Annotated in this window: 21 protein-coding genes; 14 read left to right on the top strand and 7 right to left on the bottom strand. The window is 74.6% G+C overall.

Annotated elements, in window-relative coordinates:
* Positions 1-28 precede the first annotated feature (28 nt).
* Entirely contained in the window at positions 29-1,129 is a 1,101-nt protein-coding gene (locus tag HOY81_RS11355) for a trans-aconitate 2-methyltransferase (RefSeq protein ID WP_237320160.1), read from the bottom strand.
* A 287-nt stretch (positions 1,130-1,416) separates the two neighbouring features.
* Here HOY81_RS11355 and HOY81_RS11360 point away from each other — a divergent pair, with 287 nt between their 5' ends.
* A complete protein-coding gene (locus tag HOY81_RS11360; protein ID WP_237320161.1) occupies positions 1,417-1,602 on the top strand; it encodes a hypothetical protein in 186 nt (61 codons plus the stop codon).
* 22 nt (positions 1,603-1,624) lie between these two features.
* Here the strand turns inward: HOY81_RS11360 and HOY81_RS11365 are convergent, their stop codons facing one another.
* Positions 1,625-2,980, bottom strand: coding sequence for a PH domain-containing protein (locus HOY81_RS11365; RefSeq protein ID WP_237320162.1), 1,356 nt, complete (start codon positions 2,978-2,980; stop codon positions 1,625-1,627).
* The gene (locus HOY81_RS11370) at positions 2,977-3,531 is read right to left on the bottom strand and encodes a PH domain-containing protein (RefSeq protein WP_237320163.1); all 555 of its coding nucleotides are present in this window, start codon (positions 3,529-3,531) and stop codon (positions 2,977-2,979) included. Before HOY81_RS11370 ends, HOY81_RS11365 begins: the two co-directional genes overlap by 4 nt.
* Positions 3,532-3,624: 93 nt before the next feature.
* Here HOY81_RS11370 and HOY81_RS11375 point away from each other — a divergent pair, with 93 nt between their 5' ends.
* The 12 genes from HOY81_RS11375 to HOY81_RS11430 all read left to right on the top strand — a co-directional run bounded on the left by HOY81_RS11375 (position 3,625) and on the right by HOY81_RS11430 (position 15,126).
* Positions 3,625-4,767, top strand: a complete 1,143-nt coding sequence (locus HOY81_RS11375; RefSeq protein ID WP_237320164.1) for an NADH-quinone oxidoreductase subunit D — start codon at positions 3,625-3,627, stop codon at positions 4,765-4,767.
* A gap of 191 nt (positions 4,768-4,958) precedes the next feature.
* The gene (locus tag HOY81_RS11380; RefSeq protein ID WP_237320165.1) at positions 4,959-5,930 is read left to right on the top strand and encodes a Rossmann-like and DUF2520 domain-containing protein; all 972 of its coding nucleotides are present in this window, start codon (positions 4,959-4,961) and stop codon (positions 5,928-5,930) included.
* A complete protein-coding gene (gene panC / locus HOY81_RS11385) occupies positions 5,927-6,982 on the top strand; it encodes a pantoate--beta-alanine ligase (protein ID WP_237320166.1) in 1,056 nt (351 codons plus the stop codon). The genes HOY81_RS11380 and panC overlap by 4 nt, the downstream gene beginning before the upstream one ends.
* On the top strand, positions 6,982-8,748 hold the full coding sequence (locus tag HOY81_RS11390) for an L-aspartate oxidase (protein WP_237320167.1): 1,767 nt from the start codon (positions 6,982-6,984) through the stop codon (positions 8,746-8,748). The genes panC and HOY81_RS11390 overlap by 1 nt, the downstream gene beginning before the upstream one ends.
* On the top strand, positions 8,745-9,794 hold the full coding sequence (nadC, locus tag HOY81_RS11395) for a carboxylating nicotinate-nucleotide diphosphorylase (RefSeq protein WP_237320168.1): 1,050 nt from the start codon (positions 8,745-8,747) through the stop codon (positions 9,792-9,794). The genes HOY81_RS11390 and nadC overlap by 4 nt, the downstream gene beginning before the upstream one ends.
* A 2-nt stretch (positions 9,795-9,796) precedes the next feature.
* Positions 9,797-10,594 (top strand): type III pantothenate kinase, encoded by a 798-nt coding sequence (locus tag HOY81_RS11400; protein WP_237320169.1) that lies wholly within the window; start codon positions 9,797-9,799, stop codon positions 10,592-10,594.
* Positions 10,595-10,642: 48 nt separating this feature from the next.
* A complete protein-coding gene (locus HOY81_RS11405; protein ID WP_237320170.1) occupies positions 10,643-12,262 on the top strand; it encodes a hypothetical protein in 1,620 nt (539 codons plus the stop codon).
* Positions 12,263-12,271: 9 nt separating this feature from the next.
* Positions 12,272-13,063 (top strand): hypothetical protein, encoded by a 792-nt coding sequence (locus tag HOY81_RS11410; RefSeq protein WP_237320171.1) that lies wholly within the window; start codon positions 12,272-12,274, stop codon positions 13,061-13,063.
* Between the two features lie 272 nt (positions 13,064-13,335).
* Positions 13,336-13,485: a hypothetical protein gene (locus tag HOY81_RS11415; RefSeq protein WP_237320172.1), complete on the top strand. Its 150-nt coding sequence runs from the start codon at positions 13,336-13,338 to the stop codon at positions 13,483-13,485.
* Between the two features lie 30 nt (positions 13,486-13,515).
* Positions 13,516-13,905 (top strand): BlaI/MecI/CopY family transcriptional regulator, encoded by a 390-nt coding sequence (locus tag HOY81_RS11420; protein WP_237320173.1) that lies wholly within the window; start codon positions 13,516-13,518, stop codon positions 13,903-13,905.
* A gap of 180 nt (positions 13,906-14,085) precedes the next feature.
* On the top strand, positions 14,086-14,577 hold the full coding sequence (locus tag HOY81_RS11425; protein WP_237320209.1) for an amino-acid N-acetyltransferase: 492 nt from the start codon (positions 14,086-14,088) through the stop codon (positions 14,575-14,577).
* 210 nt (positions 14,578-14,787) lie between these two features.
* Entirely contained in the window at positions 14,788-15,126 is a 339-nt protein-coding gene (locus tag HOY81_RS11430; RefSeq protein WP_237320174.1) for an Lsr2 family protein, read from the top strand.
* On the opposite strand, the gene HOY81_RS11435 is transcribed toward HOY81_RS11430, so the two are convergent.
* Entirely contained in the window at positions 15,105-15,707 is a 603-nt protein-coding gene (locus HOY81_RS11435) for an SCO3374 family protein (RefSeq protein WP_237320175.1), read from the bottom strand. The two genes, HOY81_RS11430 and HOY81_RS11435, sit on opposite strands and share 22 nt — an antisense overlap.
* A gap of 446 nt (positions 15,708-16,153) precedes the next feature.
* On the opposite strand from HOY81_RS11435, the gene HOY81_RS11440 reads away from it, so the two are divergent.
* The gene (locus tag HOY81_RS11440) at positions 16,154-18,682 is read left to right on the top strand and encodes an ATP-dependent Clp protease ATP-binding subunit (protein WP_237320176.1); all 2,529 of its coding nucleotides are present in this window, start codon (positions 16,154-16,156) and stop codon (positions 18,680-18,682) included.
* Between the two features lie 90 nt (positions 18,683-18,772).
* Here HOY81_RS11440 and HOY81_RS11445 read toward each other — a convergent pair whose 3' ends face one another.
* From HOY81_RS11445 to HOY81_RS11455, 3 genes are all read right to left on the bottom strand, one after another.
* Positions 18,773-19,468 (bottom strand): ester cyclase, encoded by a 696-nt coding sequence (locus tag HOY81_RS11445; RefSeq protein WP_237320177.1) that lies wholly within the window; start codon positions 19,466-19,468, stop codon positions 18,773-18,775.
* A 195-nt stretch (positions 19,469-19,663) separates the two neighbouring features.
* Complete coding sequence (locus HOY81_RS11450) at positions 19,664-22,231, bottom strand: NACHT domain-containing NTPase (RefSeq protein WP_237320178.1); 2,568 nt, start codon at positions 22,229-22,231, stop codon at positions 19,664-19,666.
* Positions 22,232-22,371: 140 nt separating this feature from the next.
* A complete protein-coding gene (locus HOY81_RS11455; RefSeq protein ID WP_237320179.1) occupies positions 22,372-25,551 on the bottom strand; it encodes an NACHT domain-containing NTPase in 3,180 nt (1,059 codons plus the stop codon).
* Positions 25,552-25,591 lie beyond the last annotated feature (40 nt).

Genomic DNA, 25,591 nt, shown 5'->3' on the forward strand with positions numbered 1-25,591 from the left:
CCGGGCGCGGAGCCCGGGCGTCGGGGGCTCAGGCGCGGCGCGCGTACGTCAGGGCGTGCAGCGGAGTGAGGCGGACGGAGCCGAGACCGGTGAAACCGTGCCGGGTGAGCAGCGCGTCGTACGCCCGGCGGGGCAGGAGCTGATCGTCGATCTGCGCCTCGAAGAACTGGATGCCGCTCATGATCCGGCCCGCGGCCGTGCGCAGCTCCTCCTCGGAGTCGGGGAACGGGAAGTCCGAGACCACGAACCAGCCGCCGGGGGCCAGCGACTCCCGTACGTTCTCCGTGACCCGGTCGATGTCGCGGCACTCGTGCATCGAGATGTTGTTGAGCACCAGCTCGGCGGTGTCCTCCAGGGTCATCTCCTCCAGCGGGGAGCACACCACCCGCACCCGGTCGGCGACGCCTGCCGTGGCCACCCGTTCCGCGGCCCGGTCCACCGAGAGCCGGTCCCCGTCCACGCCGGTGATCCGGCACTCCGGGTAGGTGCGGGCCAGCCGCACCAGGCCGGCACCCGCACCGCAGGCGGTGTCCACCACGTGACAGCCCGCGGCCAGCCGGTCCGCGAGGCCGGGCACCTGCGCCAGCCCGCCGGGGACCAGCCGCGTGTAGAAGGGCACGCCCGCGTCGGCCACCGCGGCGATGAACCCGGGGCCGGCCTCGTCCCACCACATCCGGCGGCCGGAGGTGAGGTTCTCCTCGAAGCGCGCGAACATCTCCGGCGCCTCGGTGACCTCGAAGACCCCGGCCATCCAGGCGGGGGAGGACGGGTCGAGCAGCAGCGTCTCCATGTGCGGGGCGAGCCGGTACCGGGTGGCGGCGCCGTCCGCGGCGGCGAGCCCGCCGTCCGCGGCGTCCCGGGCGCCGGGCGGTTCGCCGGGGGACCTCTCCAGGACCCCGGCGGCCACCGCGGACCGGCACCACACGGACACGTAGAAGGCGTCCAGCCCCAGCTCCCCGGCGAGCTCACCGGCGGTGGCCTCCGGGTGGTCCGCCAGGGTGCGGAGCAGCCCGGACCGCAGCCCGATGGCGACGGTGCGGTGCCCCACGTAGCCGGCGACCAGGCGCTGGAGCAGCGGTGCCTGGTCGGCGAGTGCGGGACCGGTCTGCCGGTCGGTGGTCGTGGTCATGACGGGGCTCCTGTTCCCCGGAGGGGGCCTGCGGCGCGCTCTCCGGTGCGCCGCGACGTCCTCCGGTCGCGCTCTCCGGTCGCGGCCTCCGACGCGTCCTCCCGGACGCGTCCGGGCCGTCCGGCCCCGTGGACCTCCTCCGCCCCGCCCTTCGATGCTCCCCCGCCCGGCGCCGCTCCGCCACTGCCCCGTGCACCGGCCGCCGGCGCGCTGTGCCGCCCCGCCCGGCGCCGGCGGGACGACCCCTTCGGGTGACCCCGGCGCAGGCCGTCCCCGCATAAGCTGACGTGCGACGAGACCTGAGGAAGGGGATCATCATCGTGGACCCGCGCCTCGGTACCGGCGTGGTGCTCTCCGAGATCGGGCCCGGTGAGGACGGCCCGGCGTACCAGCACCGCGAGCCGTTCGCGTTCGGGGAGACGGTGCGGATCGGCGCGTGGACGACAGACGCCGCGCAGTTCCCGCTCTACTGAGGCGTACGGGCCGGGCGCGCGGTCAGGGGCGGGTGAGCCAGCGTTCCGGGCGGGCCTCGCGGCGGCCGGTGCGGGAGCGTTCCGCCTGGGCGGCCACCAGCGCGCGGGCCTCGTCGGCGTCCCGCAGCCGGGCCGTCGCCCAGCCGTTCGCGCCGTGGTCGACGGTGACGTTCGCCAGCCGCAGGCGCCGCGCCCAGGGGCCCTGCCCGTAGCGGACGCTCTGCACCTTGGCGTGCGGCACCAGCTCGGTGCGGCGGCGGAGCAGCCCGTAGCGGGTGACGAAGACGGCGTCCGTCACCCCGTGTCCGTACGCCCGCCGGCGCACCGGCGCGCACCAGCGGGCCCGGCGCGGGACGGGGGAGACGGCGGCGACCGCCTCCGCCAGGTCGACGCCGGGCAGCACGCGGGAGAGCACCCGGGCCGCGTCCGCCCAGCCGGCCACGGGCAGCAGCGCACCGCCCTTGTCCCGGCCCGCGCCCGCGATCTCCAGGTCCACCCGCACCCAGCCGCGCCGGCGCCAGAGCAGCGGTTCGCTGATCCGCACGTACTGCACCCGGCCCGGGGGCACGGTGGCGTGCTCCCGGTCCAGCAGCCCGTGGTCGAGCCGCAGCCCGTCCGGCGACTCGGCGACCGTCCAGTCGAAGTCCGTGAGGAAGCGCCCCAGGGTGCTCGCCCAGACCCCACCGAGCAGCGGTACCCCCACGGCGAGCGCGGGCCACACACTGCCGCTGGAGAGGTAGAGCAGGGTGGGCACCACCACCGCGGCCGCCAGCGTCACCCAGCCGGCGCCGAGCAGCAGCAGGCTCCGCACCAGCATGCCGGTGCGGACCCGGAGCAGCCGCCGGGCCGGCGCCTCCCCGGCCTGCGGTGCCGCCTCGGGCGCTATCCCGGCGGCCCGCGCCAGCAGCTCCGCGCGCAGGTCGACGGCCTCCCGCTCGCCGAGGAAGGCCAGCTCGTCCCTGGCCTCGGTGCCGACCACGTCCAGCTTGAGCTTGGCGACCTGCGCGATCCGGGCCAGCAGCGGGCGGCCCACGTCGATCGCCTGGATGCGGTCCAGCCGGATGTGTGCGGTGCGCCGGAAGAGGAGGCCGGTGCGGATGCGCAGCTCGGTGTCGGTCACCAGGTAGCTGGTGTACCACCAGGAGAGGAAGCCGTACGCGGCCGCCGCCGGCAGCAGGACCGCGAAGGCGGCCAGCAGCCAGCCGACGGTGAGCTGGGTGAACCACTCGCGGGTCCGGTCGAAGTCCTGGAGGGCGAAGGCGGTCAGGCCGGCGACGGGCGCCCAGGCCCGGCGCCACGGCGTCACCGGGTGCAGCCGCCTGCCCTCCGGGCGTTCCGGCAGCGGGAGGGCGGGGCCGGACGGGCCGCGCGCGGTCACAGTCCCGCCGAACGGGCCTCGCCCAGCTCCGTGAGCCGGTCCCGGAGCCGCGCGGCCTCCTCGGGCACCAGCCCGGGGATGGTCGCGTCGGTGGTCGCGGCGGCGGTGTGGAGCTGGAGCCGGGCCAGCCCGTACCGCCGCTCCAGCGGGCCGGAGGTGACCTCGACGAGCTGCATCCGGCCGTACGGCACCACCGTCAGCTCCCGCCGGAGCACACCGCGGGCGATCAGCAGGTCGTCGGCGCGCTCGGCGTACCTCCAGGAGCGCCAGTTCCGGGCCAGGGCGCCCCAGCCCCAGAGCGTGCAGCCGAGCGGCACCAGCGCGGGCAGTGCCCAGCCGGGCCCGGCGAGGGTCCCGGGCACCGCCGCGGCCAGCAGGGTCAGCGGGAGCAGGGTGGCGAGCAGCACCAGCCGCCGCAGCCGCAGCAGCGCCCGCTCCACGCCCCGCCACTGCTCCGTCTCCGCGGCTCCGCCGGCCGGCCCGGTCCCTCCGGTCCCGCCGGGGCCTCCGGCGGGACCGGCTCCGGCGTCGTCGCCCGTGACCGTCGTCATGGGGTCCAGCGTAGGCCGGTTCGTGACGGTCCGTATCCGTCGCGGGGAGGACGGAGGGGCCGGACGGGTGTACGGAGCTGTCAGACTGGCGGCATGACGGAGACGACGGTCGGCATCGGAGGCGCCGCCGAGAGCACCGACATGGTGCTGAACATCGGCCCGCAGCATCCCTCGACCCACGGCGTGCTGCGGCTGCGGCTGGTGCTGGACGGCGAGCGGATCAGCGCCGCCGAGCCGGTCGTCGGCTACATGCACCGCGGCGCGGAGAAGCTCTTCGAGGCCCGGGACTACCGGCAGATCATCGTGCTGGCCAACCGGCACGACTGGCTCTCCGCGTTCTCCAACGAGCTCGGCGTGGTGCTGGCGGTCGAACGCATGCTCGGCATGGAGGTGCCGGAGCGGGCGGTGTGGCTGCGCACCCTGCTCGCCGAGCTGAACCGGGTCCTCAACCACCTGATGTTCCTCGGTTCCTACCCCCTGGAGCTGGGCGGCATCACCCCCGTCTTCCACGCCTTCCGGGAGCGCGAGGAGCTCCAGAACGTGATGGAGGAGGTCTCCGGCGGCCGCATGCACTACATGTTCAACCGGGTCGGCGGCCTCAAGGAGGACCTGCCGGCCGGCTGGACCGGCCGGGCCCGCCGGGCGGTCGCCGCGGTCCGCTCCCGGATGGACGTCTTCGACCGGCTGGTGGTGGGCAACGAGATCTTCCGCGGCCGCACCCGCGGTGTCGGCGTGCTCTCCCCGGAGACCGTGCACGCCTACGGCGTCAGCGGCCCGATCGCCCGCGCCTCCGGAGTCGACTTCGACCTGCGCCGGGACGAGCCGTATCTGGCGTACGGCGAGCTGGCGGACGTGCTGCGCGTCGTCACCCGGGAGGAGGGTGACTGCCTGGCCCGCTTCGAGGTGCTGCTGGAGCAGGCACACAACGCCCTGGAGCTGGCCGACGCCTGCCTGGACCGGCTCGCGGAGCTGCCGCCGGGGCCGGTCAACCAGCGGCTGCCGAAGGTCCTGAAGGCGCCGGAGGGCGCCACCTACGCCTGGACGGAGAACCCGCTCGGGCTGAACGGCTACTACCTGGTCTCCAAGGGGGAGAAGACCCCGTACCGGCTGAAGCTGCGGTCGGCGTCCTTCAACAACATCCAGGCGCTGAGCGTGCTGCTGCCCGGGACGCTCGTCGCCGACATGGTGGCCATCCTGGGGTCGTTCTTCTTCGTGGTCGGCGACATCGACAAGTGAGCCGTGCGCACCCCGCCCGTGCCGTGCGCACCCCCCGCCCGTGCCGGGCGGTGCCCACGCCCGTGCCGGACCGGGGCGCGTGGTGCGGGCCACAGGGCGGGCCGGTGCCGCACGCCGAGGGCATAGCATGGCCGGGAACGTCCGGTACCCCTGGTCCGGGACCGGAACGGCAGACGGAAGGTCAGCGCTCCGTGAACCCTGAGCAGCACCCCGGCCCCGCCGACGGCGACGGCCGGGCCGAGAACCGCCCTGCCCGGCTGACGGTGGGCGTGGTCGGCGCCGGCCGGGTCGGCCCCGCGCTCGCCGCCGCCCTGCGGCTCGCCGGGCACCGGCCGGTCGCCGCCTCCGGCGTCTCCGACACCTCCCGCCGCCGCGCCGAGGCCCTGCTGCCCGGCGTGCCGCTGGTGGAGCCCGCCGAGGTGCTGGCCCGCGCGGAGCTGGTGCTGCTGACCGTGCCGGACGACGCGCTTCCCGAACTGGTCTCCGGACTGGCCGCCACCGGGGCGGTACGCCCGGGGCAGCTCCTGGTGCACACCTCCGGCCGCTACGGCACCGGAGTCCTGGACCCGGCCGTCCGGGCCGGCGCCCTGCCGCTCGCCCTGCACCCGGTGATGACCTTCACCGGCACCTCCGTCGACGTCCAGCGGCTGGCCGGCTGCGCGTTCGGGGTCACCGCGCCGGAGGAGCTGCGGCTGGCGGCCGAGGCGCTGGTGATCGAGATGGGCGGGGAGCCGGAGCGGGTCGCCGAGGAGGCCCGGCCGCTCTACCACGCCGCCCTCGCGCTCGGCGCCAACCACCTCGTCACGCTGGTCGCGCAGTCCATGGAGCTGCTGCGCGCCTCCGGCGTCTCCGCGCCGGACCGCATGCTCGGGCCGCTGCTCGGCGCCGCCCTGGACAACGCCCTGCGCTCCGGCGACGCCGCGCTCACCGGCCCGGTCGCCCGCGGGGACGCCGGCACCGTCGCCGCGCACGTGGCGGAGTTGCGAGCGCACGCGCCGCAGGCGGTCGCCGGCTATCTGGCGATGGCCCGTACCACCGCCGACCGGGCGCTGGCGCACGGACTGCTGCGGGCCGGCCAGGCGGAGCACCTGCTGGACGTGCTCGGCGACCCGCCCGGCGGGGACGGCGGGGACGCCGGAGAGGGAGAGGAGGGCTCCCGATGACCGGTCCGCACGAGCCCCGCGCCGCGCGTACGGACGCCGCCCCGGACGACGCCGCACCCGCCCCGGAGACCCGGGACGCCGCCGCCGCGGCGCACGGCGGACCCGCCCCCGGCGGGAGCGCGGCCCGTACCGTCGCGGCCGCCGCGACCGGCACCGCCGCCCCGGGCACCCCCGGCCTGCCCCGCCTGGTCCGCACCGCCGCCGAGCTGCGCGCGCTGCACGGCCCCGGCGGGCCGCGGGCCGTGGTGATGACCATGGGCGCCCTGCACGAGGGACACGCCGCCCTCGTCCGCGCCGCGCGGCAGGCCGCGGGCCCGGACGGCCAGGTGGTGGTGACGGTCTTCGTCAACCCGCTGCAGTTCGGCCCCGGGGAGGACCTGGACCGCTACCCGCGCACCCTCGACGCCGACCTGCGGCTGGCCGGGGGGACGGGCGCGGACGTGGTCTTCGCCCCCGCCGTGGACGAGGTGTACCCGGGCGGGGAGCCGCAGGTGCGGATCGCCGCCGGGCCGATGGGGGAGCGGCTGGAGGGCGAGCACCGGCCCGGGCACTTCGACGGGATGCTCACCGTGGTCGCCAAGCTGCTCCACCTCACCGAGCCCGACGTCTCCCTCTACGGCCGCAAGGACGCCCAGCAGCTCGCGCTCATCCGGCGCATGGTGCGGGACCTGAACTTCCCCGTGGAGATCGCCGGCGTCCCCACGGTGCGGGAGCCGGACGGTCTGGCGCGCTCCAGCCGGAACGCCTACCTCGCCGCCGGGGAGCGCCACACGGCGCTGGCGCTCTCCCGCGCCCTGTTCGCCGGCCGCGACGCGGCACGGACCCCGCCCGGCGGTCCCGCGGCGGTCCGTACCGCGGCGTGGGAGGTGCTGGACGCGGCGCGGACCGCGACGCCCCCGCTGGAGCCGGACTACCTCGCGCTGGTGCACCCGGAGGACTTCACCGAGGTGCCGGAGGACTTCGCGGGCGAGGCGGTGCTGGCGGTCGCCGCGCTGGTCGGCACCACGCGGCTGATCGACAACGTCGCCGTCGAGTTCCCGGGGCGGGCGTGATGACCGCGCCCGAGCCCCGCGCGCCGCGTCCCGCGCACGCGACCGCCCTCCCCGCACCCGCCCCCGGCTGGACCGTGGAGGCCGACGTGGTGGTCGTCGGCTCCGGCGTCGCCGGCCTCACCGCCGCCCTGCGGTGCGCCGCCGAGGGCCTGCGCACGGTCGTCGTCACCAAGGCCCGGCTGGACGCCGGCTCCACCCGCTGGGCCCAGGGCGGCATCGCCGCCGCGCTCGGCGAGGGCGACACCCCCGCCCAGCACCGGGACGACACCCTGGTGGCCGGCGCCGGGCTGTGCGACGAGGAGGCCGTACGCGCCCTGGTGACCGAGGGCCCGGACGCCGTCCGCCGCCTGATCGCCGGCGGCGCCCGCTTCGACCTCGCGCCGTCCGGCGACATCGCCCTGACCCGGGAGGGCGGCCACCACCGCCGCCGCATCGCGCACGCCGGGGGCGACGCCACCGGCGCGGAGATCTCCCGCGCGCTGGTCTCCGCCGTCCGGGAGCAGGGCATACGGACGGTCGAGAACGCCCTGGCGCTCGATCTGCTCACCGACGCCGCCGGGCACACCGCCGGCGTCACCCTGCACGTGATGGGCGAGGGCCGGCACGACGGGGTGGGCGCCGTGCGGGCGCCCTCCGTCGTCCTCGCCACGGGCGGCATGGGCCAGGTCTTCTCGGCCACCACCAACCCCGCGGTCTCCACCGGGGACGGCGTCGCCCTCGCGCTCCGCGCCGGCGCGGAGGTCAGCGACCTGGAGTTCGTGCAGTTCCACCCCACGGTGCTCTATCTCGGCCCGGACGCCGAGGGCCAGCAGCCGCTGATCTCGGAGGCCGTACGCGGGGAGGGCGCCCACCTCGTCGACGCCGCCGGCGAACGCTTCCTGCTCGGCCGGCACGAACTGGCCGAGCTGGCCCCCCGCGACATCGTCGCCAAGGCGATCATGCGCCGGATGCGGGAGCAGGACGCCTCCCACATGCTGCTGGACGGGCGGCACTTCGGCGCCGGCATGTGGGAACGGCGCTTCCCCACCATCCTCGCCGCCTGCCGCGCCCACGGCATCGACCCGGTGACGCGGCCCGTCCCGGTGGCGCCCGCCGCCCACTACGCCTCCGGCGGCGTCCGCACCGACCTGCACGGCCGCACCACCGTGCCCGGCCTGTACGCCTGCGGGGAGACCGCCTGCACCGGCGTGCACGGCGCCAACCGGCTGGCCTCCAACTCCCTGCTGGAGGGCCTGGTGTTCGCCGAGCGGATCGCCGCGGACATCGCCGCCCGCCGCCCCTCCTGCGGCCCCGGTGCGGCGGCCCCGCCCACCATGCCGCTGCTGCCGCCGGAGGCGCGTACCGCCGTGCAGCGGGTGATGACCGAGGGCGCCGGGGTGCTGCGCTCCGCGCGGAGCCTGGGCCGGGCCGCGGAGCACCTGGACGCGCTGCTCGACGGCCCCGGGGCCGTACGGGGATTCCCCGCCCGCGGGGCGGGCGAGGCCGCGCAGCCCGGCGTGGAGTCCTGGGAGGCCGCCAATCTGCACCTCGTCGCCCGGGTACTGGTCGCGGCCGCGCTGCGCCGCACCGAGACCCGCGGCTCGCACTGGCGCGAGGACCACCCGGACCGGGACGACACCGCGTGGCGGCGCCATCTGGTGGTCCGCCTGCGCCCGGACGGGCGGCGCTCTACGCTCGACTCGCTCGCCGTCCGCACGACCGACACGACCGCGTTCCCGCCGGTGGACCCGCCGCCGGGACAGGCCGTCCGCAAGGAGAATCCGTGACCAGCCCCTCCTCCGACGAAGCGCACCTCCGGCCGGCCGTGGACCTGCCGCTGCTCCAGATCGGCGGGCCCGCCGCCGGGACCGAGGCGGCCGGCTGCGGCGACGCCTGCGGCTGCGGCGCCGCGGACGCGGGATCCGCCGGGCCCGGCCCGCTGGACTGCGGGCTCGATCCGGACCTCGCCCGGCTGCTGCTCGACGCCGGACTGGACCCCGTCCAGGTCGAGGACGTCGCGCACCTGGCGATCGAGGAGGACCTGGACCACGGCGTGGACGTGACCACCGTGGCCACCGTCCCCGACGACGCGCTGGCCGTCGGCGACTTCACCGCCCGGGAGGCGGGCACCGTCGCGGGGCTGCGGATCGCCGAGGCGGTGCTCTCCGTGGTCTGCACCGACGAGTTCGAGGTGGAGCGGCACGCCGAGGACGGCGACCGGGTCGCCGCCGGGCAGCGGCTGCTCACCGTCCGCACCCGCACCCGCGACCTGCTCACCGCCGAGCGCAGCGCGCTCAACCTGCTCTGCCGCCTCTCCGGCATCGCCACCGCCACCCGCGCCTGGGCGGACGCCCTCGCCGGCACCTCCGCCCGGGTGCGCGACACCCGCAAGACCACCCCGGGCCTGCGCGCCCTGGAGAAGTACGCGGTCCGCTGCGGCGGCGGGGTCAACCACCGTTTCTCGCTCTCCGACGCGGCGCTGATCAAGGACAACCACGTGCTGGCGGCCGGCGGGGTCGCGGCCGCCTTCGCCGCCGTGCGCGCCGAGTTCCCCGACGTGCCCATCGAGGTGGAGGTCGACCGGCTGGACCAGATCGGACCGGTGCTCGCCGAGGGCGCCGACCTGCTGCTGCTGGACAACTTCACCCCGGAGCAGACCGCCGAGGCGGTCGCCCTGGTCGCGGGGCGCGCGAGGCTGGAGTCCTCCGGACGCCTCACCCTGGACAACGCCCGGGCCTACGCCGACACCGGCGTCGACTACCTGGCCGTGGGCGGTCTCACCCACTCCTCGCCGATCCTCGACATCGGCCTCGACCTCCGCGAGGACGCCTGACCATGCTGCTCACCATCGACGTCGGCAACACCCATACCGTGCTCGGTCTCTTCGACGGCGAGGACATCGTCGAGCACTGGCGCATCTCCACCGACTCCCGGCGTACGGCGGACGAGCTGGCCGTACTGCTCCAGGGGCTGATGGGCATGCACCCGCTGCTCGGCGAGGAGCTGGGCGACAACGTCGAGGGCATCGCCATCTGCTCCACGGTGCCGGCGGTGCTGCACGAGCTGCGCGAGGTCACCCGCCGCTACTACGGGGACATCCCGGCGGTGCTGGTCGAACCCGGCGTGAAGACCGGGGTGCCGATCCTCATGGACCACCCCAAGGAGGTCGGCGCGGACCGCATCATCAACGCGCTGGCCGCGGTCGAGCTCTACGGCGGGCCGTGTGTGGTGGTCGACTTCGGCACCGCGACCACCTTCGACGCCGTCTCCGCCCGCGGGGAGTACGTCGGCGGCGCGATCGCGCCCGGCATCGAGATCTCCGTGGACGCGCTGGGTGTACGCGGGGCGCAGCTCCGCAAGATCGAGCTGGCCCGGCCGCGGAGCGTCATCGGGAAGAACACGGTCGAGGCGATGCAGGCGGGCATCCTCTACGGCTTCGCCGGCCAGGTGGACGGCGTGGTGCAGCGGATGGCGGCCGAGCTGGCCGACGACCCGGACGACGTGACCGTGATCGCCACCGGCGGCCTCTCCCCGATGGTGCTGGGCGAGGCCACGCTGATCGACGAGCACGAGCCGTGGCTGACCCTGATCGGGCTCCGGCTGGTGTACGAGCGGAACGTGGCGCGGAACTGACGGGTGTCCCGGGGGAGTCGGCCGGGGGCGAAGCGTCGCGCGACGGCCGTGGCACGGGCCACCGCGGTGCTCCTCGCCGCGCTCGCCGGGCTGCTCACCGCCGTCCCCGCCGGGTCGGCCGCGCCCGCCCGGACGGACGTCCGGGTCGTCGTCGAACCGGACTACTACCTGACCGGGCCCGGTCAGGGCGGCGGCACGAAGTTCCCCGTGGTGCTGGAGGCCGCCCGGGCGCGTGACGTGGTCCTCACCGTGGACGCCGCGTCCCTCCGGGGCGCGGTCCGCGTCCGCGCACACCACTGCCCGCGGCTGCGGGGACGCCCGTACGTCTTCCGCTGTCGCCCGCGCGACGTCGACGGCACCGACCGGCTGCTCCCCTTCGTGGTGGGACCGGCGAAGGGCGTGCGGCCGGGCGACGGCGGCACGGTCCGCTACACCGTCACCGCGGCCGGTGGCGAGCGGACGGTGCACACCTCCCGGGTGTGGGCCGGCCCGGGGAGCACCGGACTGCGGGAGCGCCGGGAGGAGCCGGTCCGCGGCGTCGCCCCCGGTGGCGTCGTGTCGTTCACCCCGGCCGTGGCCAACTACAGCGGCATCACTCCCCGGCGCTTCGGTCTCGCCCTGCGCACGAGGGGCCTGCGCCCCCTGCGCGAGCACCGCAACTGCCGCTACTCCCAGCCCGCCGAGCGGGCAGAGCAGCGGGAGACGGCCGTGGGCCACACGGTGTACTGCCGCTTCGAGGAACCGCTCCGGCCGGGCACGGCCCGCACGCTGTCGGAGCCCTTCCGCTTCCGGGTACCGGAGAGACTGACGGCCACGGCGATCTCCTACTCCCTGTGGCTGCCCGGGGAGGACCCGGCCGCTCCGGGGCCGCCCGTGCCCGGGGTGCCGCCCCGGGTCTCCGGGAGCGGGCCTCCGGTGGCCCTGGGCCGCGCGGTGCCACGGGAGGGCTTCCCTCCGCACGGGCGGGACAGCGTGCTGGTCTCCACCACGGTGGACACCGATCTGCAGGCGGTCGCCACGCCGGTCGAGGGCCGTGTGGGGGACGTGGTCGCCGTGGAACTCGGCGCGCGCAACGCCGGGCCCGGCGACCTGACGGTGCTCGGGGCGAGCGTGGCCGGTGCCCCCGAGGACCTCTTCTACGAGATCGTGCCTCCGGAGGGCACGGTGCTCGATCCGGACGTGGATCCGGACCCGGGCGCGGAGGAGGAGACGAGCTGGATCTGTGACGACCACCGGCCCGGCCGCGCACGGTACGTGTGCCGGCTTCCGGAGACCTTCCCGGCGGGCGAGGAGCGGACGGCGTCGTTCTTCTTCCGCATCGAGCGGCGCACCGCGGGGGCCGCCGGGCGCGTGCGGGTGCTGAGCGGCGAGGGAGCGGACCGCCCGGCCCGGGACCCCGCGGCCGGCAACGACACGGCGGCGATCCCGCTGACCGTCACGGGCACGGGGGGCACCGCCGTCCCCGAGGGGTACTCGGGAGAGGACGACTCCGCCAGGTCCTCGCGCCGCCGGGCGGCAGAAGAGGACGCCTCCCCCGGAGGGAGCGGTGCGTCCGTCGTGCTCGCGGTGGGCGCGGCGGCGGCCGGGGGCGTGCTGTTCGTCGCCGGATTGCGGCGACGCCACGCCGCAATCCGGGCGATAAGAAGATTTAGGGCATTCCGCTCGTAGAGTCGCCCCATGCCCACGCCATACGGTTACCGAGGCGGCATGGCGTTCAGCGCGGACGAGCTGCGTGTGCTCCGAGGCGCCCTCGCCGTCGCCCTGCAGTCCGGCCCGGCCTCCGCACCCGGAACACGCGAGGTGCTCCGCCTTGCCGAACATCTCGACGAGGCGGAGCACGAGGGGCACCGGCTCCGTACGTTCCTGGTGGCGGATCTCGCGCGCTACCGTGCGGCACTCCCCGGCGCCGCGGCGGGCTATCTCGAACGGCTCGAGGACGCGCTCGCCGCGGGCTGGACGCCCGCGCCGGAGGATCTGGCGGCCCTGCGGAGACTGCGGGCCGGGAGCGCCGGAGCCGCGGAGGCGGAACGCCGCGCCGAGCTGCTGCGGCGCTGCGAGTCCGCCGCCGGCGTCGCGCCCGCCGGAGCCTCCCGCGGAGCGGCCGCACAGGGCGGGCCGGCCCGCCCCGTCTTCCTGCCCGCCGGGCGCGCCCCCGTGTGCGCGGAGCGGGACGACGAGCCCGGACGCAGGCGCCCGGCGGAGCCCGCGCAGGAGCCCGCGCAGGAGCCTGAGCCGGAGCGGAAGCCGGGACCAGGGCGGGAGCGGAAGCCGGCGCCGGAGCCCGCAGGGGAGCCCGCGCGGGAGCCGGGTCCCGCCGAGGAGCCGGGGAAGCGGCCGGAGCGGCGGCCCGGGAAGCCCTCCGGGCCCGAGCCGCAGCGGCGGCGGCCCGTCCCGACCCCCGGCGAGGTCTTCCCGCCCCGGCGCCGCAAACAGCCGCCCCAGCACGTCCTGACGGGCCTGACAGCCTGACGGGCACCCCCGCCTCCCGCCGCAGTGCGGCGTACCGGGGCACTCGCGCCGGAACGGCCCGGCCCCTGCCCGCGCTCCCGGCGCCGGCGGGCCGGGCAGCGGCCCCGGGGCGCTGTGCCCGCCGGCTCGCCGCTCACACCCGTCCCCCGTGCGTACCGGTGCCCGGCGGTGCCGGCCGCCCGGACTCGTTCCGGGTGCCCCGGCAGGGCGCCCCCGGGCCGGACGGGAAGGCCGCGTTACGCTGAAAGCCCCCATCGAGGAGGCCGACAGCCATGGATTACCTCTCCGCACTGACTCCGCCGCTGGTGATGGCCGTGGCCTTCACCGCGGTCGTCGTCACCATCGTGAAGAGCCAGGGCGGCACGAACAAGACCAAGGAGGACGCCGCCGTCGACGCGCTGCACCGCGAGACGGACGGCTGAATTCGCGACATCTGCCCCTATTATTCTCCCGTGCCCCGACCATTGGGAGAGCTCGAAGACGCGGTGATGACCCGGGTATGGCAGTGGAACCGCCCGGTCACCGTGCGGGAAGTCCTGGAAGATCTACAGGCAGAACGGACCATCGCCTACACCACGGTGATGACCGTAATGGACAACCTCCACCAGAAGGGCTGGGTGCGCCGCGAACAAGAGGGCCGCGCCTATCGATATGCCGCGGTCTCCACGCGGGCCGCGTACTCCGCGGCACTGATGCACGAAGCCTGGGCGCGCAGTGACAACGCGGCAGCCGCGCTGGTGGACTTCTTCGGCATGATGTCGCCGGAACAGACGGCGGCGCTGCGGGACGCCCTTCGCGTCGTACAGCCGGCCGATGTGCGCACGGAGCCGCCGGAGAGATAGCGTCAGCGTATGCCCGGTTCCCGCCCTTCCCCCGATCCGCTCGACGCGTCCGCCGCCGCCGAATCCCCCGGCGTGGACACGGCCGCGTCACCGGAAGCCGGGGAGACCTTCCCGCGCCCGGAGACCGGGGCGGCGCCGGCCGCCGGAGAAGCGGAGCGGGACGGCCGTGCCGCGGTCACGGTGCGCCGTGCGCGTACCGCCGACGTACGGACGGTGCGCCGGCTCATCGACGCCTATGCGCGCGACCGCATCCTGCTCGACAAAGCGACGGTGACGCTTTACGAGGACATCCAGGAGTTCTGGGTCGCGGAACGCGAGGCCGACGGCGAGGTGGTCGCCTGCGGCGCGCTGCATGTCATGTGGGAAGACCTGGCCGAGGTCAGAACGCTCGCCGTGGATCCCGCCATGAAGGGCACCGGGGTGGGTCACCTGGTGCTGGAGAAGCTGTTGCAGACGGCGCGCCGCCTGGGCGTCCGGCGCATTTTCTGCCTCACCTTCGAAGTGGACTTCTTCGCCAAGCACGGCTTCACGGAGATCGGGGACACCCCGGTGGACGGGGATGTCTACAGCGAGCTGCTGCGTTCCTATGACGAGGGCGTGGCCGAGTTCCTGGGTCTCGAACGAGTGAAGCCGAACACCTTGGGCAACAGTCGCATGCTGTTGCAACTCTGAGCAGACGGTGATCGTGACCCGAGCGTGCTCTCGGCGTCCTCTCCCCGCGCTCCGGGCCGCCCGCGGGTGTTCCCCTATGTCCGAAAGATCCCTCGAATCCTGTCGTCCAGTGCGGCAAACTCGACGTAGGGTTTGTGTTTCTCGCGGAAAAGCGGTTTGCTTTCGTCGGCAGTATCCGTAAACAGTATTCTGACGAATGGGAGTGCACCCGTGGCACAGAAGGTCCAGGTCCTTCTTGTGGACGACCTCGAGGGCGGCGAGGCCGAGGAGACGGTGACGTTCGCCCTCGACGGCAAGACGTACGAGATCGACCTCAACAGCTCCAACGCGCAGAAGCTCCGCGACTCGCTGGCCGAGTTCGTGAAGGCCGGGCGGCGCACGGGCGGCCGTTCCTCCCGCGGAAAGGGCGGCCGGTCCTCGTCCGGTGGCGGCAGCAGCCAGGACACCGCGAAGATCCGCGCCTGGGCCAAGGAGCAGGGATACGAGGTCAACGACCGCGGCCGGGTCCCCGCGAACATCCGCGAGGCCTACGAGAAGGCCAACGCCTGATCCGCCCGTGTGGCGGCCGCAGCGGCGGCGGCCGTGGCGCGTACGCGCCGCAGCCGTGCCCGGTGACACTCCGCCGCCGCAGTGTCGACCAGTCGTACGAGATCGGGGGCCGGCCCGGGCGGCCGGCGCCCCCCGAGCACCAGGGCGGGCAGGGCCCGCTCGCCCTCGCGTCCCGGTACGGGAGGCCGCAACCACACCGCGGCCTCCCGCGGGCCTCCGCCGGGCGTACCCGGGGGAGCGGGCGCCGGCAGGCTCCCGCCGGCGCCGACCGGCGCCAGGCCGAGCTCGTCGGCGAGAGCGCCCCATTCCAGCCACTCCAGGAGCCCCGGCACCTCCGCGGCGGCCCCTTCGGCGAGCAGCACCCAGACGGTCCCGCCCGCGCGCAGTGCGGGCCCCAGCAGCGGTGCGCCCCCGGCTCCCGCCGCGGCGCCCCCGGGGCGGCGGGCCACCAGGGGGAGCCCGGCGGCGGCCGGCAGCCGCAGCGCGTCGAAGCGCACCCCGGCGGCCAGCCGCGGCGGCTCCCCGGTGAGCGGCCAGCCGAGCCGCGCGTAGTAGCGGCGGAGCCCGCCCCACAACGTCATGTACGGAGCAACTGCCGAACCCGGAGCGGGTTACGCGCCGGGCCCGGCCCCCGGTCGCCGGCGGCCCGTGATCCGGCACGCGGCGCAGGCGCAAGGGTGTTCGCCAGTAGCGGATGCATGCGGTGTGCCGGGCATGGACCCTCCGTGTCCGGGGGTAGGAAACCCCTAGTGGAACGGGGGTGTCGGACGGCGATGGAGGCCGGTGTGCGGGCGTGTCGACCAGGGGCGTTCGCCGTCGGCGTACTGGATCAGGGTGAATACGCCTGGCCTGCGGGAACATCGTCTCGCACCATCGGGTTGGAACTGTTGTCAGCCGGTACGGGCGGGAGCCTCTCGCTGGGTGTCGGCAGTTGGAATGAGCGGTCCCCCGTTGCGGGACTAAGCTGCGGAAGGACGGGGAGGGGACCGACCCCTTCTTGCCTGACCGCTCTGAGGAGCGATTAACGATGTTCGAGAGGTTCACCGACCGCGCGCGGCGGGTTGTCGTCCTGGCTCAGGAAGAAGCCCGGATGCTCAACCACAACTACATCGGCACCGAGCACATCCTTCTGGGCCTGATCCACGAAGGAGAGGGTGTCGCCGCTAAGGCACTGGAGAGCCTCGGGATTTCGCTCGAGGCGGTCCGCCAGCAGGTGGAGGAGATCATCGGCCAGGGCCAGCAGGCCCCGTCCGGCCACATCCCCTTCACCCCCCGTGCCAAGAAGGTCCTGGAGCTGTCGCTCCGGGAGGCCCTCCAGCTCGGCCACAACTACATCGGCACGGAGCACATCCTGCTCGGCCTGATCCGCGAGGGCGAGGGCGTCGCCGCCCAGGTCCTCGTGAAGCTGGGCGCCGATCTGAACCGGGTGCGGCAGCAGGTCATCCAGCTGCTCTCCGGTTACTCCGGCGGCAAGGAGGCGGCCACCGCGGGTGGCCCCGCCGAGGGCACGCCCTCGACCTCGCTCGTCCTGGACCAGTTCGGCCGCAACCTCACGCAGGCCGCCCGCGAGTCCAAGCTCGACCCGGTCATCGGGCGCGAGAAGGAGATCGAGCGGGTCATGCAGGTGCTCTCGCGCCGCACCAAGAACAACCCGGTGCTCATCGGCGAGCCCGGCGTCGGCAAGACCGCCGTCGTGGAGGGCCTGGCACAGGCGATCGTCAAGGGCGAGGTGCCCGAGACCCTGAAGGACAAGCACCTCTACACCCTGGATCTCGGCGCACTGGTCGCCGGCTCCCGTTACCGCGGTGACTTCGAGGAGCGCCTGAAGAAGGTGCTGAAGGAGATCCGCACCCGCGGCGACATCATCCTGTTCATCGACGAGCTGCACACGCTGGTCGGTGCGGGTGCCGCGGAGGGCGCGATCGACGCCGCCAGCATCCTCAAGCCGATGCTGGCCCGCGGGGAGCTGCAGACCATCGGCGCGACCACGCTCGACGAGTACCGCAAGCACCTGGAGAAGGACGCGGCTCTGGAGCGCCGCTTCCAGCCGATCCAGGTCGCCGAGCCGTCGCTGCCGCACACGATCGAGATCCTCAAGGGGCTGCGCGACCGTTACGAGGCGCACCACCGCGTCTCCATCACGGACGCCGCCCTGGTGGGCGCGGCCACCCTGGCCGACCGCTACATCTCCGACCGCTACCTGCCGGACAAGGCCATCGACCTCATCGACGAGGCCGGGTCCCGGATGCGCATCCGCCGGATGACCGCGCCGCCGGACCTGCGCGAGTTCGACGAGAAGATCGCAAACGTGCGCCGGGACAAGGAGTCCGCGATCGACTCGCAGGACTTCGAGAAGGCCGCTTCCCTCCGGGACACGGAGAAGCAGCTGCTCGCCCAGAAGGCGAAGCGGGAGAAGGAGTGGAAGGCCGGCGACATGGACGTGGTCGCCGAGGTCGACGAGGAGCTGATCGCCGAGGTCCTGGCCACGGCCACCGGCATCCCGGTGTTCAAGCTCACCGAGGAGGAGTCCTCGCGCCTGCTCCGCATGGAGGACGAGCTGCACAAGCGCGTCATCGGGCAGAAGGACGCCATCCGGGCCCTGTCCATGGCCATCCGGCGTACCCGCGCCGGCCTGAAGGACCCGAAGCGCCCCGGCGGCTCGTTCATCTTCGCGGGCCCGTCCGGCGTCGGTAAGACGGAGCTGTCCAAGACGCTCGCCGAGTTCCTCTTCGGCGACGAGGACGCGCTGATCTCCCTCGACATGTCGGAGTTCAGCGAGAAGCACACCGTCTCCCGGCTCTTCGGCTCCCCGCCCGGGTACGTGGGCTACGAGGAGGGCGGCCAGCTCACCGAGAAGGTGCGCCGCAAGCCGTTCTCCGTGGTCCTCTTCGACGAGGTGGAGAAGGCCCACCCGGACATCTTCAACTCCCTGCTGCAGATCCTGGAGGACGGCCGGCTGACCGACTCCCAGGGCCGGGTCGTGGACTTCAAGAACACGGTCATCATCATGACCACCAACCTCGGCACCCGGGACATCTCCAAGGGCTTCAACCTGGGCTTCGCCGCCCAGGGCGACGTCAGCACGGGCTACGAGCGGATGAAGGCCAAGGTCAACGACGAGCTGAAGCAGCACTTCCGCCCCGAGTTCCTGAACCGTGTCGACGACACGGTGGTCTTCCACCAGCTCACGCAGGACGACATCATCCAGATCGTCGACCTGATGATCGCCCAGGTGGACGAGCGCCTGAAGGACCGGGACATGGCCATCGAGCTCAGCACCGAGGCCAAGGAGCTGCTGGCGAAGCGGGGTTACGACCCCGTGATGGGTGCCCGGCCGCTGCGCCGGACGATCCAGCGCGAGATCGAGGACGCCCTCTCGGAGAAGATCCTCTTCGGCGACCTCCGTCCCGGCCACATCGTGGTCGTCGACACGGAGGGCGAGGGCGACGAGCGGACCTTCACCTTCCGCGGTGAGGAGAAGTCGGCGCTGCCCGACGCCCCGCCGGTCGAGTCCGCGGCGGGCGGGACCACGCCGAACCTCTCCAAGGAGGGCTGACCCGCTCCGCCCGCTCGTTCCGACCCCGACACCGTCCGGGCCCCCGCCTCCCAGCGAGGCGGGGGCCCGGCCGTTTCCGGCGGTCCGCCGTCAGAGCTGGACGGCGCCGAGCTGCCGGAGCACGGAGAGCTCGTCCATGTTCCACCAGCTCTCCGCGATCTTCCCGCCGCGGCACCGGAAGGTGGCGTGGCCGGTCATGGAGATCTCCCGGTCGGTGGCCTCCATGCCCCGGTAGGTGCCCACATGGCGTCCGGTGCAGAGCATCCGCACACACACCTGGTCGCCCTCGGCCACCATGCCCTGGAGGGTGAGCACCGGGCGGAACGCGTCCAGGATCTCCTTGTTCTCCCGCTTCGCCTCGGCCAGCCCCATGTCGTAGGAGGAGAGCGAGGGGTCGTGCTCGCGGTAGTCGTCGGTGCACAGGGCGTCCGCGGCGTCGATGTTGCGGCTGTTGACGACCTCCTCCAGGAAGGTGCGGACCGCGATCTCGTTGAGCTGCTCGTCGCGCACCACGTCGAGGTCCGTGAACGTGGGCATCTCGTCGCAGGCCGCCACCAGCTCGTGGAAGATCCGGTCGGTCTCCGGGAGCTGCGAGTTCTGCATCGCTTCCTCGTAGGAGGGAAACTCCACGATCTCCACGACGTGGGTGGAGTCGGAGCGGTCGCGCCCGACGATGGAGTGCGTGGCGGTGCGCTTGCCCTGGGTGGCCGCGACCCACTCGTCCATCAGCCCGTTCAGCTCGTCCAGCTTGCGCGTCTTGCAGTCGATGACCTGGATGAATGTCATGGTCCACCTCCGTCGGCACGGGCATCCGAGGTCCGGGGCACGACGGAGGTTCCCGCTGTCCGTCCCGGATGTCCGTCATGCCCCGTTATGGCCATGCTGGCCGACGGCGGCCGTGCCGATGCAGGGCCGAATGGTCCCCAGTCGCCACCGCGGGCCCCGGGCCGCGCCCCGGCGGCCGCCGGGTGTCCCGCCCGTTCAGGAGATGATCCGGATGCCCTCCGGCACCCCGCTGACCCGGGGCAGCCGCGGGTTCACCCGCAGCGTGGTCAGCCGCGGAAAGGCCGCGAGCCACTCCATCCCCACGCCCAGGTCGTACGCCAGCCACAGGTGCCGCAGCCGCTCCCGCACCAGGCCTCCCAGCAGCTCGTCCGGCGTGAAGTCGCCGCCGATCTGCACGCACTCACGGCCGCCCAGCTTCTCCAGGACCGCCAGCTCCACCCGGTCCGTGATCGGGAAGTAGAGCCCCTCCGGGTCGAGGTGCCGCACCACCTCCTCGGCGTACCGCTCGGTGTCGAAGTTCCGCCAGCCCCGGACCAGCTCCGCCCGCAGGGTGAGCGGCAGCGACTCCCGCTGCCGCAGCCGCGCCAGATAGTGCACCGCCGCATCGTCGTTGATCCGGGTCGCCGTCACCGCCAGCCGGTACGCCTCGTCGTCCGGGACGGTCGTCGGGTCCGGCAGCATCTCCAGCACGATCGGGCCCACCCAGCCCAGCCCGCGTGCGGCCGCCACGCTCGCCGGCCGCACCAGGTTCCGCGTCTCCCGGCGGATACGGGCGTGCGTCGCCGGGTCCAGCTCGGTGACGTGCTCCAGGCAGGCCGCCGCGAGCAGCCGCCGCCGGCTGCGCTGCAACCCCACCTTGCCGGGCGCGATCAGCCCCTCCAGCAGCGCCGCGCACTCCGTGGGGCGGGCGTGCGCCACCGCCATCCGGAGCACCTCCTCCCACTCCGGCTCGTGGGCGTGCTCCAGCAGCAGCCGCAGATCACCGCACTCCACCGCCTCCTTGGCCGCCAGATAGTCCTGCACCGTCCGGTGCACGAACTCCACCGAGCCGTCCGCCTGCTCCCGCAGCAGCCCGGTGCGCAGCAGCAGATGACCGAAGATCTGCTCCGGATCGCCCTGCCCGTGCACGGCCGGGATCGCCGGGAGCTGCCGGGCGACCTCCTCCACCGCGGCGGCCGCGTCCAGGACCGACCGCTCCTCCAGCAGCATCCGGTACGCCAGCTTCCGCAGCAGCCGTTCGCGCGGCGCCCGGTCCAGCCGTACGCCGTCCGCGTGCAGCACCCGGCGCTCCGGGTCCCGGCGCTGCAGCAGCATCTCCATCGCCGCCTCGTACAGCTCCCGGCGGCCCTTGGGCAGGGAGCCCGAGCGGTCCCGGTTCAGGGCGCAGATCAGCCCGCACATCAGCGGGTTGGTGGCGAGCCCGCGCAGCTCCCGGTAGAGCGGGATGGTCTGCAGCAGCCGGTCCCGGTACTCCTCCAGATGCCCGTGGTCCCGGCCCTCGTCCGTGCCGGCGGCCGCGTGCCAGACCCGGATGAAGGACGCCACCTGCTCCCGGTTCATCGGCGCCAGCGTCAGCTCCCCGAAGCCCTCGTCCGCCAGCCACCCCGTGTCCACGGCCGGCGGGCGGGCGGTCACCAGGCAGAAGTTGCCCGAGTAGATGCGCAGCAGCCGGCGCAGCCAGTCGCGGAGCTCCGTCCGCCGGCCCTCGGGCGCCTCGTCGATCCCGTCCACCAGCAGCAGTGCCCGCTCCTCGGCCAGCACCCGCACCACCCAGCCCTCCGGCGCCCGGTCGGCCAGCGGGTGCCGCACGGCCGACAGGAAGTCGTCCGGTGCCGGGAAGTCCTCCCGTGCGAACCGCCGCACAGGCAGCACCAGCGGAATCCTGCCGTGCAGCACGGCCAGTTCGTCCGGCAGCCGCCCGCGGGCCGTCGCCACGGCCAGCCACTGCACCAGCGTCGTCTTGCCGGACCCGGCGCCACCCCGCAGCAGCACCCGCTCCTGCCCCGCCAGCGCCCGGTCGGCCGGCATCACCGGCTCGGTGCCGGCCCGCTCCCCGTCCGGCACGTCGAACTCCGCGCCCAGGCTGAGGTAGGTGGCGTCCAGCGACCAGGAGTCCGGCACGTTGGGGTTCGGCAGGTCGATGCCGTGGATCGTCACCCGGTTGTGCTGCTCGACGACCGACCGCAGATAACGCTCCTCGAACGCCGCGTCCTCCGGTGCGGGCTCGCGCCGCCGCCGCAGTGCCGCCACATCACCCAGATCCACGAGCTGACGGATGCGATGGCTCCTCTCCGGCAGATGCTCCGCGAGGTACGCGGAGCGCTCCACGAGCAGATGCAGCGCGTGCAGGCAGACCGCCACCAGCAGGCTGTCGTGGAACCACGCCGCCTCCGCGGACAACTCCCGGTCGGCCCCGGGCACCTCGGCGCGCAGCCGGCGCGCCCAGTCCTGCGGGCCGAGCCGCACCGCCTGCACGTCGGTGAGGTCCAGCTCGCCCATGACGGCCAGCGTGCCCGCCAGCACCCGGGCCACCGCGCCGGCCTCGCCGGCGGGCAGCTTCCGCGGGCCCAGCCCCAGCCGTACGAACTCCCCGGCCAGCCGCTCCAGATCGTCGTACGCACACGTCGGATGGGCGCCCCGGAAGGAGACCAGCCCCGCGAGCAGCTTCTCCCCGCCGCCCGTCAGGTCCCGCCCCGGTGGTGCGAAGAGCTGCGCGACGAGCGGCGCGGCAGAGGTGGAGGCAAGGCGGACTGCGGCTTCCATGAGGCTCCCCCGAGGCCATCCGGCAGGCGGGCGACGGCTGTCAGGTGTACGCGGAATGGTGGAACGACCAGCCTATGCGGCGTGCGGCGCCGGGGCCATGCGCCGGGGCACGACGGAACCCCCGTGCGCGACGGGGCGGTTCAGACGGCACAGGGCAGCGTCGACACGGTGACGTGCGCCGGGAGCCGTTCGGCGTGTGCGACGCGGGGCGCGCGGACCGTGACCACGCGGAGCCTCGGGTGGCCGGCGAGCGGCGCCAGGTCGACCGGCTCGGTGCTGGTGACGAGCAGACTCTGCAACTCCGGGAAGAGAGCGGCAAGCCGGCCCAGCGCGTCCGGTTCCCGCCCGCCCCGCAGCGTCACTCCGGTGATCCCGCCGGCGGAGAGCCCGGCCTGCTCCAGCGCCCGGGGGTGCTCCGGCGCGAGCCGCAGCAGACGCAGCGCCGGGTGGCGGCACAGGGCTTCCCAGTCCTCGGGGCGCAGCCCCTCTGCCAGCTCCAGGTCCAGCATGCTCAGGCGGGTCAGCCGGCCGACGGCGGTGAGGTCCGGCGCCTCCCCCGCGACGCTGAGCGAGCCGAGCGGCGCCTTGGGGGAGAGGGCGGACAGCGCGAGCCGGGGCACGCCCACGCCCAGGGCCAGAGACTCCAGCCCGGTGAGCCGGCGCAGGCCGGACCAGGAGGGGTCCAGGCCAGGCATGGCGTGCAGCGCAAGCCCGGTGATCGCCAGGTCGGCCAGCGGAGCGAGGTCGCGTACCCGGGGGCAGTCCGACAGCTCCAGCTCCCGGAGACTCGCCCAGGCCCGCAGGAACCGCAGATCGGCCAGGAGGGCGTTCCGGGCGATCCGGAGCTGCAGGGCCCCGCTCCCGGGGCGGAGCACCGCCAGGACCTCCTTCGCGCCGAAATCGCCGTGCACGGCAACGCTCCGGGCGCCACCCAGCCTGTGCAGGGCGTCCCTCTCCGCCGCCGACCGGACGGTGACATACGCGCCGGGCCGGTCCGTCAGATGCGCGACGATCTCGCGGGCGTAGGTCCCGGTGTCGAAGCGGTCCCAGTGGCCGCCGAGTTGCTGTGCCACGCCCGGGGACGGGTGGTCGCGGTAGCGCGACAGCACCGGCAGCGCGGCGTCCCCGCCGAGCTGTGCCGCCGTGTGGGCGACCGCCACCGCCTCGTCGGAGGACAGCCTCCCGGGCCCCGGCAGCAGCCCCAGCACCAGCGGCCCGGCCGCGGCCAGCCGCTTGGCGTCGTCGATGCGCTGCGGCGGGATCAGCTCGGCGGCCCGGTCGCGCACCTCCTCCGCGACCTCCGGGTCCAGCCGGGTGGCGTGCTCCAGGCAGGCCATGGCCAGCAGGTGCAGCCGGGTGCGGTGCTCCGGCTCCTCCGCCGCGCGGGACAGCAGCGTCCGCAGCAGCCGGGCCCGTTCGTCGGGGCGGGCGTGGGCGACCGCCATCCGCAGCACGTCCTCCCACTGGTCCAGGTGCGCGTGCCGGACCAGCAGGTCGACGTCCCGCTCCTCCACCGCCTCCCGGGCCCCCAGATAGTCCTGGAAGGTGCGGTGCAGGAAGTCCACGGCCTCCGGAGCGGGTTCCCGCAGCAGCCCGGAGCGGAGCAGCAGGTGCCGGAACACCTCCTCCGCCGACCCCTGCCCGGCGGCCCGCGGGATGGCGGGCAGCACCCGGTCCACCAGCTCCACCGCGTCCTGCCGGGTCATCTCCGCACGTCCGTTGCGGATCAGCCAGTACGCGAGCTTCTGGAGCAGCTCCGTCCGGGTCTCCGCGTCCAGGTCGAGTCCGTCCGGGCGTCCCATGTCCCGTTCGCGGTCGCGCCGTTCCAGCAGCATGCTCAGCGCGGCGTCGTAGAGCGCCTTGCGTCCGCGCGGCAGGAAACCCCGCCGCTCCCGGTGCAGCGCGCAGAGCAGCCCGCACATCAGCGGGTTGGTGGCCAGCCGGGCCAGATCCGGGCGGCCGCGCACCTCCGTCAGCAGCGTCTCCGCCAGCTCCGGCGGCGCCCCGGCCGCGCGGTGCCAGCGTTCCGCGAAGGCCGCCACCTCCGGGCGTCCCATCGGGGCCAGCGACACCTCGGTGAAGTCCGCACCGGCCAGCCAGTCCTCGGCCACGGCCGACGGGCGGGAGGTGACCAGCCACAGGTTTCCCGGGAAGGCGTCCAGCAGGTCGTACAGCCAGCGGCGGGTGCGCTCCCGTTCCCGCTCCGGCACCTCGTCGATGCCGTCGACCAGCAGCAGCCCGCGCCCGGCTGTCAGCACCCGGTCCACCCAGCCCGGCGGCTGCGCGCCGGCCACCGGGCAGCCGGCGGCGGCCAGGAAGCGGTCCGGCAGCGGCAGCTCCGCGCCGCCCCGGGTCAGGGTGCGCAGCGGCAGTACGAAGGGCACCCGGCCCAGCAGGTACGACAGTTCCGGCGGCGGCTCCTGGTGGGCCGCGGTGACGGCCAGCCACTGCACCAGAGTGGTCTTGCCGGAGCCCGCTACCCCGCGCAGCAGCACCCGCTCGTGCCCGGCCAGGGCGCGTTCGGCGGGCAGGGCGTACTCGGCGGGCCCCGGAGGATCGGTGAGCAGGCTGCCCTCGGCGTCCCGGTCGTGGCGGCCGTACCGCTGCCGCTCCACCGCCGCCAGACTCAGATAGGCGGTGTCCAGCGGCCATGCACGGGCCTCCCGGAGGTCCAGGCCGTAGATGGTGAGACTGCGGTGCCGCCGCGCGGTGACCTCGGCATAGCGGCGCTCGAAGCGCAGGTCCACCGCGGACTGCGGCGGCACCCGTTCCAGCAGCAGGTCCAGCCGGCCGACGGTGTCCGCCAGATCCCGGCTCTGCGCCACCAGGGTGCGGGCCACGAAGGTCGAGCGGCGGGTGAAGAAGTGCAGGATGTGCAGGCAGGCGGTCTCCAGCAGGGCGTCGTGGAATCGCTCGGCGTCCGCGCCGACGTCCCGGGTGGCCGCGGGGGCGGTCTCGCGCAGCACCCGGGCGAAGGCGCGGTGGCCCAGCCGCACCGCCTGGACGTCCTCCATGCGCAGCACGCCCAGCGTCAGCAGCGTACGGGCCAGCGCCGCGGCGACCGCCTGCTCCTCGCCCTCGGGCACCGGGCGCTCGCCCGGCCCAGCGGCCCGTAACGCCCGCTCCACCAGCTCGTGTGCGACCTTCCGCACCTCGCGCTCGCCGAGGGTGCGCTGCTCGCCCCGGAAGGACACCAGCGCGGAGACCCGGACCGGCCGTTCCACCAGCCCGGCGCCCGGCTCCCCCGTGGCGAACAGCCGCTTCACCAGCGGCCCGACCGCGCTCGAGGCCAGCCGTACCCCCACCGTCCCGGCGTCCATGCGTTCCCCCGTGCCGTGCCGTCGTGGTCGTCCCGTGTCG

It is taken from the genome of Streptomyces sp. JJ36 (genome assembly GCF_021696945.1).
In the GTDB taxonomy this organism is placed as follows: domain Bacteria; phylum Actinomycetota; class Actinomycetes; order Streptomycetales; family Streptomycetaceae; genus Streptomyces.

What these genes read in the sequence shown, in the direction of transcription:
- HOY81_RS11375 (WP_237320164.1), top strand. Translation starts at nt 3,625, where the DNA reads ATGACGGAGACGACGGTCGGCATCGGAGGCGCCGCCGAGAGCACCGAC.
- HOY81_RS11400 (WP_237320169.1), top strand. Translation starts at nt 9,797, where the DNA reads ATGCTGCTCACCATCGACGTCGGCAACACCCATACCGTGCTCGGTCTC.
- HOY81_RS11435 (WP_237320175.1), bottom strand. Translation starts at nt 15,707, where the DNA reads ATGACGTTGTGGGGCGGGCTCCGCCGCTACTACGCGCGGCTCGGCTGG.
- HOY81_RS11410 (WP_237320171.1), top strand. Translation starts at nt 12,272, where the DNA reads ATGCCCACGCCATACGGTTACCGAGGCGGCATGGCGTTCAGCGCGGAC.
- HOY81_RS11370 (WP_237320163.1), bottom strand. Translation starts at nt 3,531, where the DNA reads ATGACGACGGTCACGGGCGACGACGCCGGAGCCGGTCCCGCCGGAGGC.
- HOY81_RS11390 (WP_237320167.1), top strand. Translation starts at nt 6,982, where the DNA reads ATGACCGCGCCCGAGCCCCGCGCGCCGCGTCCCGCGCACGCGACCGCC.
- HOY81_RS11450 (WP_237320178.1), bottom strand. Translation starts at nt 22,231, where the DNA reads ATGGAAGCCGCAGTCCGCCTTGCCTCCACCTCTGCCGCGCCGCTCGTC.
- HOY81_RS11455 (WP_237320179.1), bottom strand. Translation starts at nt 25,551, where the DNA reads ATGGACGCCGGGACGGTGGGGGTACGGCTGGCCTCGAGCGCGGTCGGG.
- HOY81_RS11355 (WP_237320160.1), bottom strand. Translation starts at nt 1,129, where the DNA reads ATGACCACGACCACCGACCGGCAGACCGGTCCCGCACTCGCCGACCAG.
- HOY81_RS11415 (WP_237320172.1), top strand. Translation starts at nt 13,336, where the DNA reads ATGGATTACCTCTCCGCACTGACTCCGCCGCTGGTGATGGCCGTGGCC.
- HOY81_RS11445 (WP_237320177.1), bottom strand. Translation starts at nt 19,468, where the DNA reads ATGACATTCATCCAGGTCATCGACTGCAAGACGCGCAAGCTGGACGAG.
- panC (WP_237320166.1), top strand. Translation starts at nt 5,927, where the DNA reads ATGACCGGTCCGCACGAGCCCCGCGCCGCGCGTACGGACGCCGCCCCG.
- HOY81_RS11440 (WP_237320176.1), top strand. Translation starts at nt 16,154, where the DNA reads ATGTTCGAGAGGTTCACCGACCGCGCGCGGCGGGTTGTCGTCCTGGCT.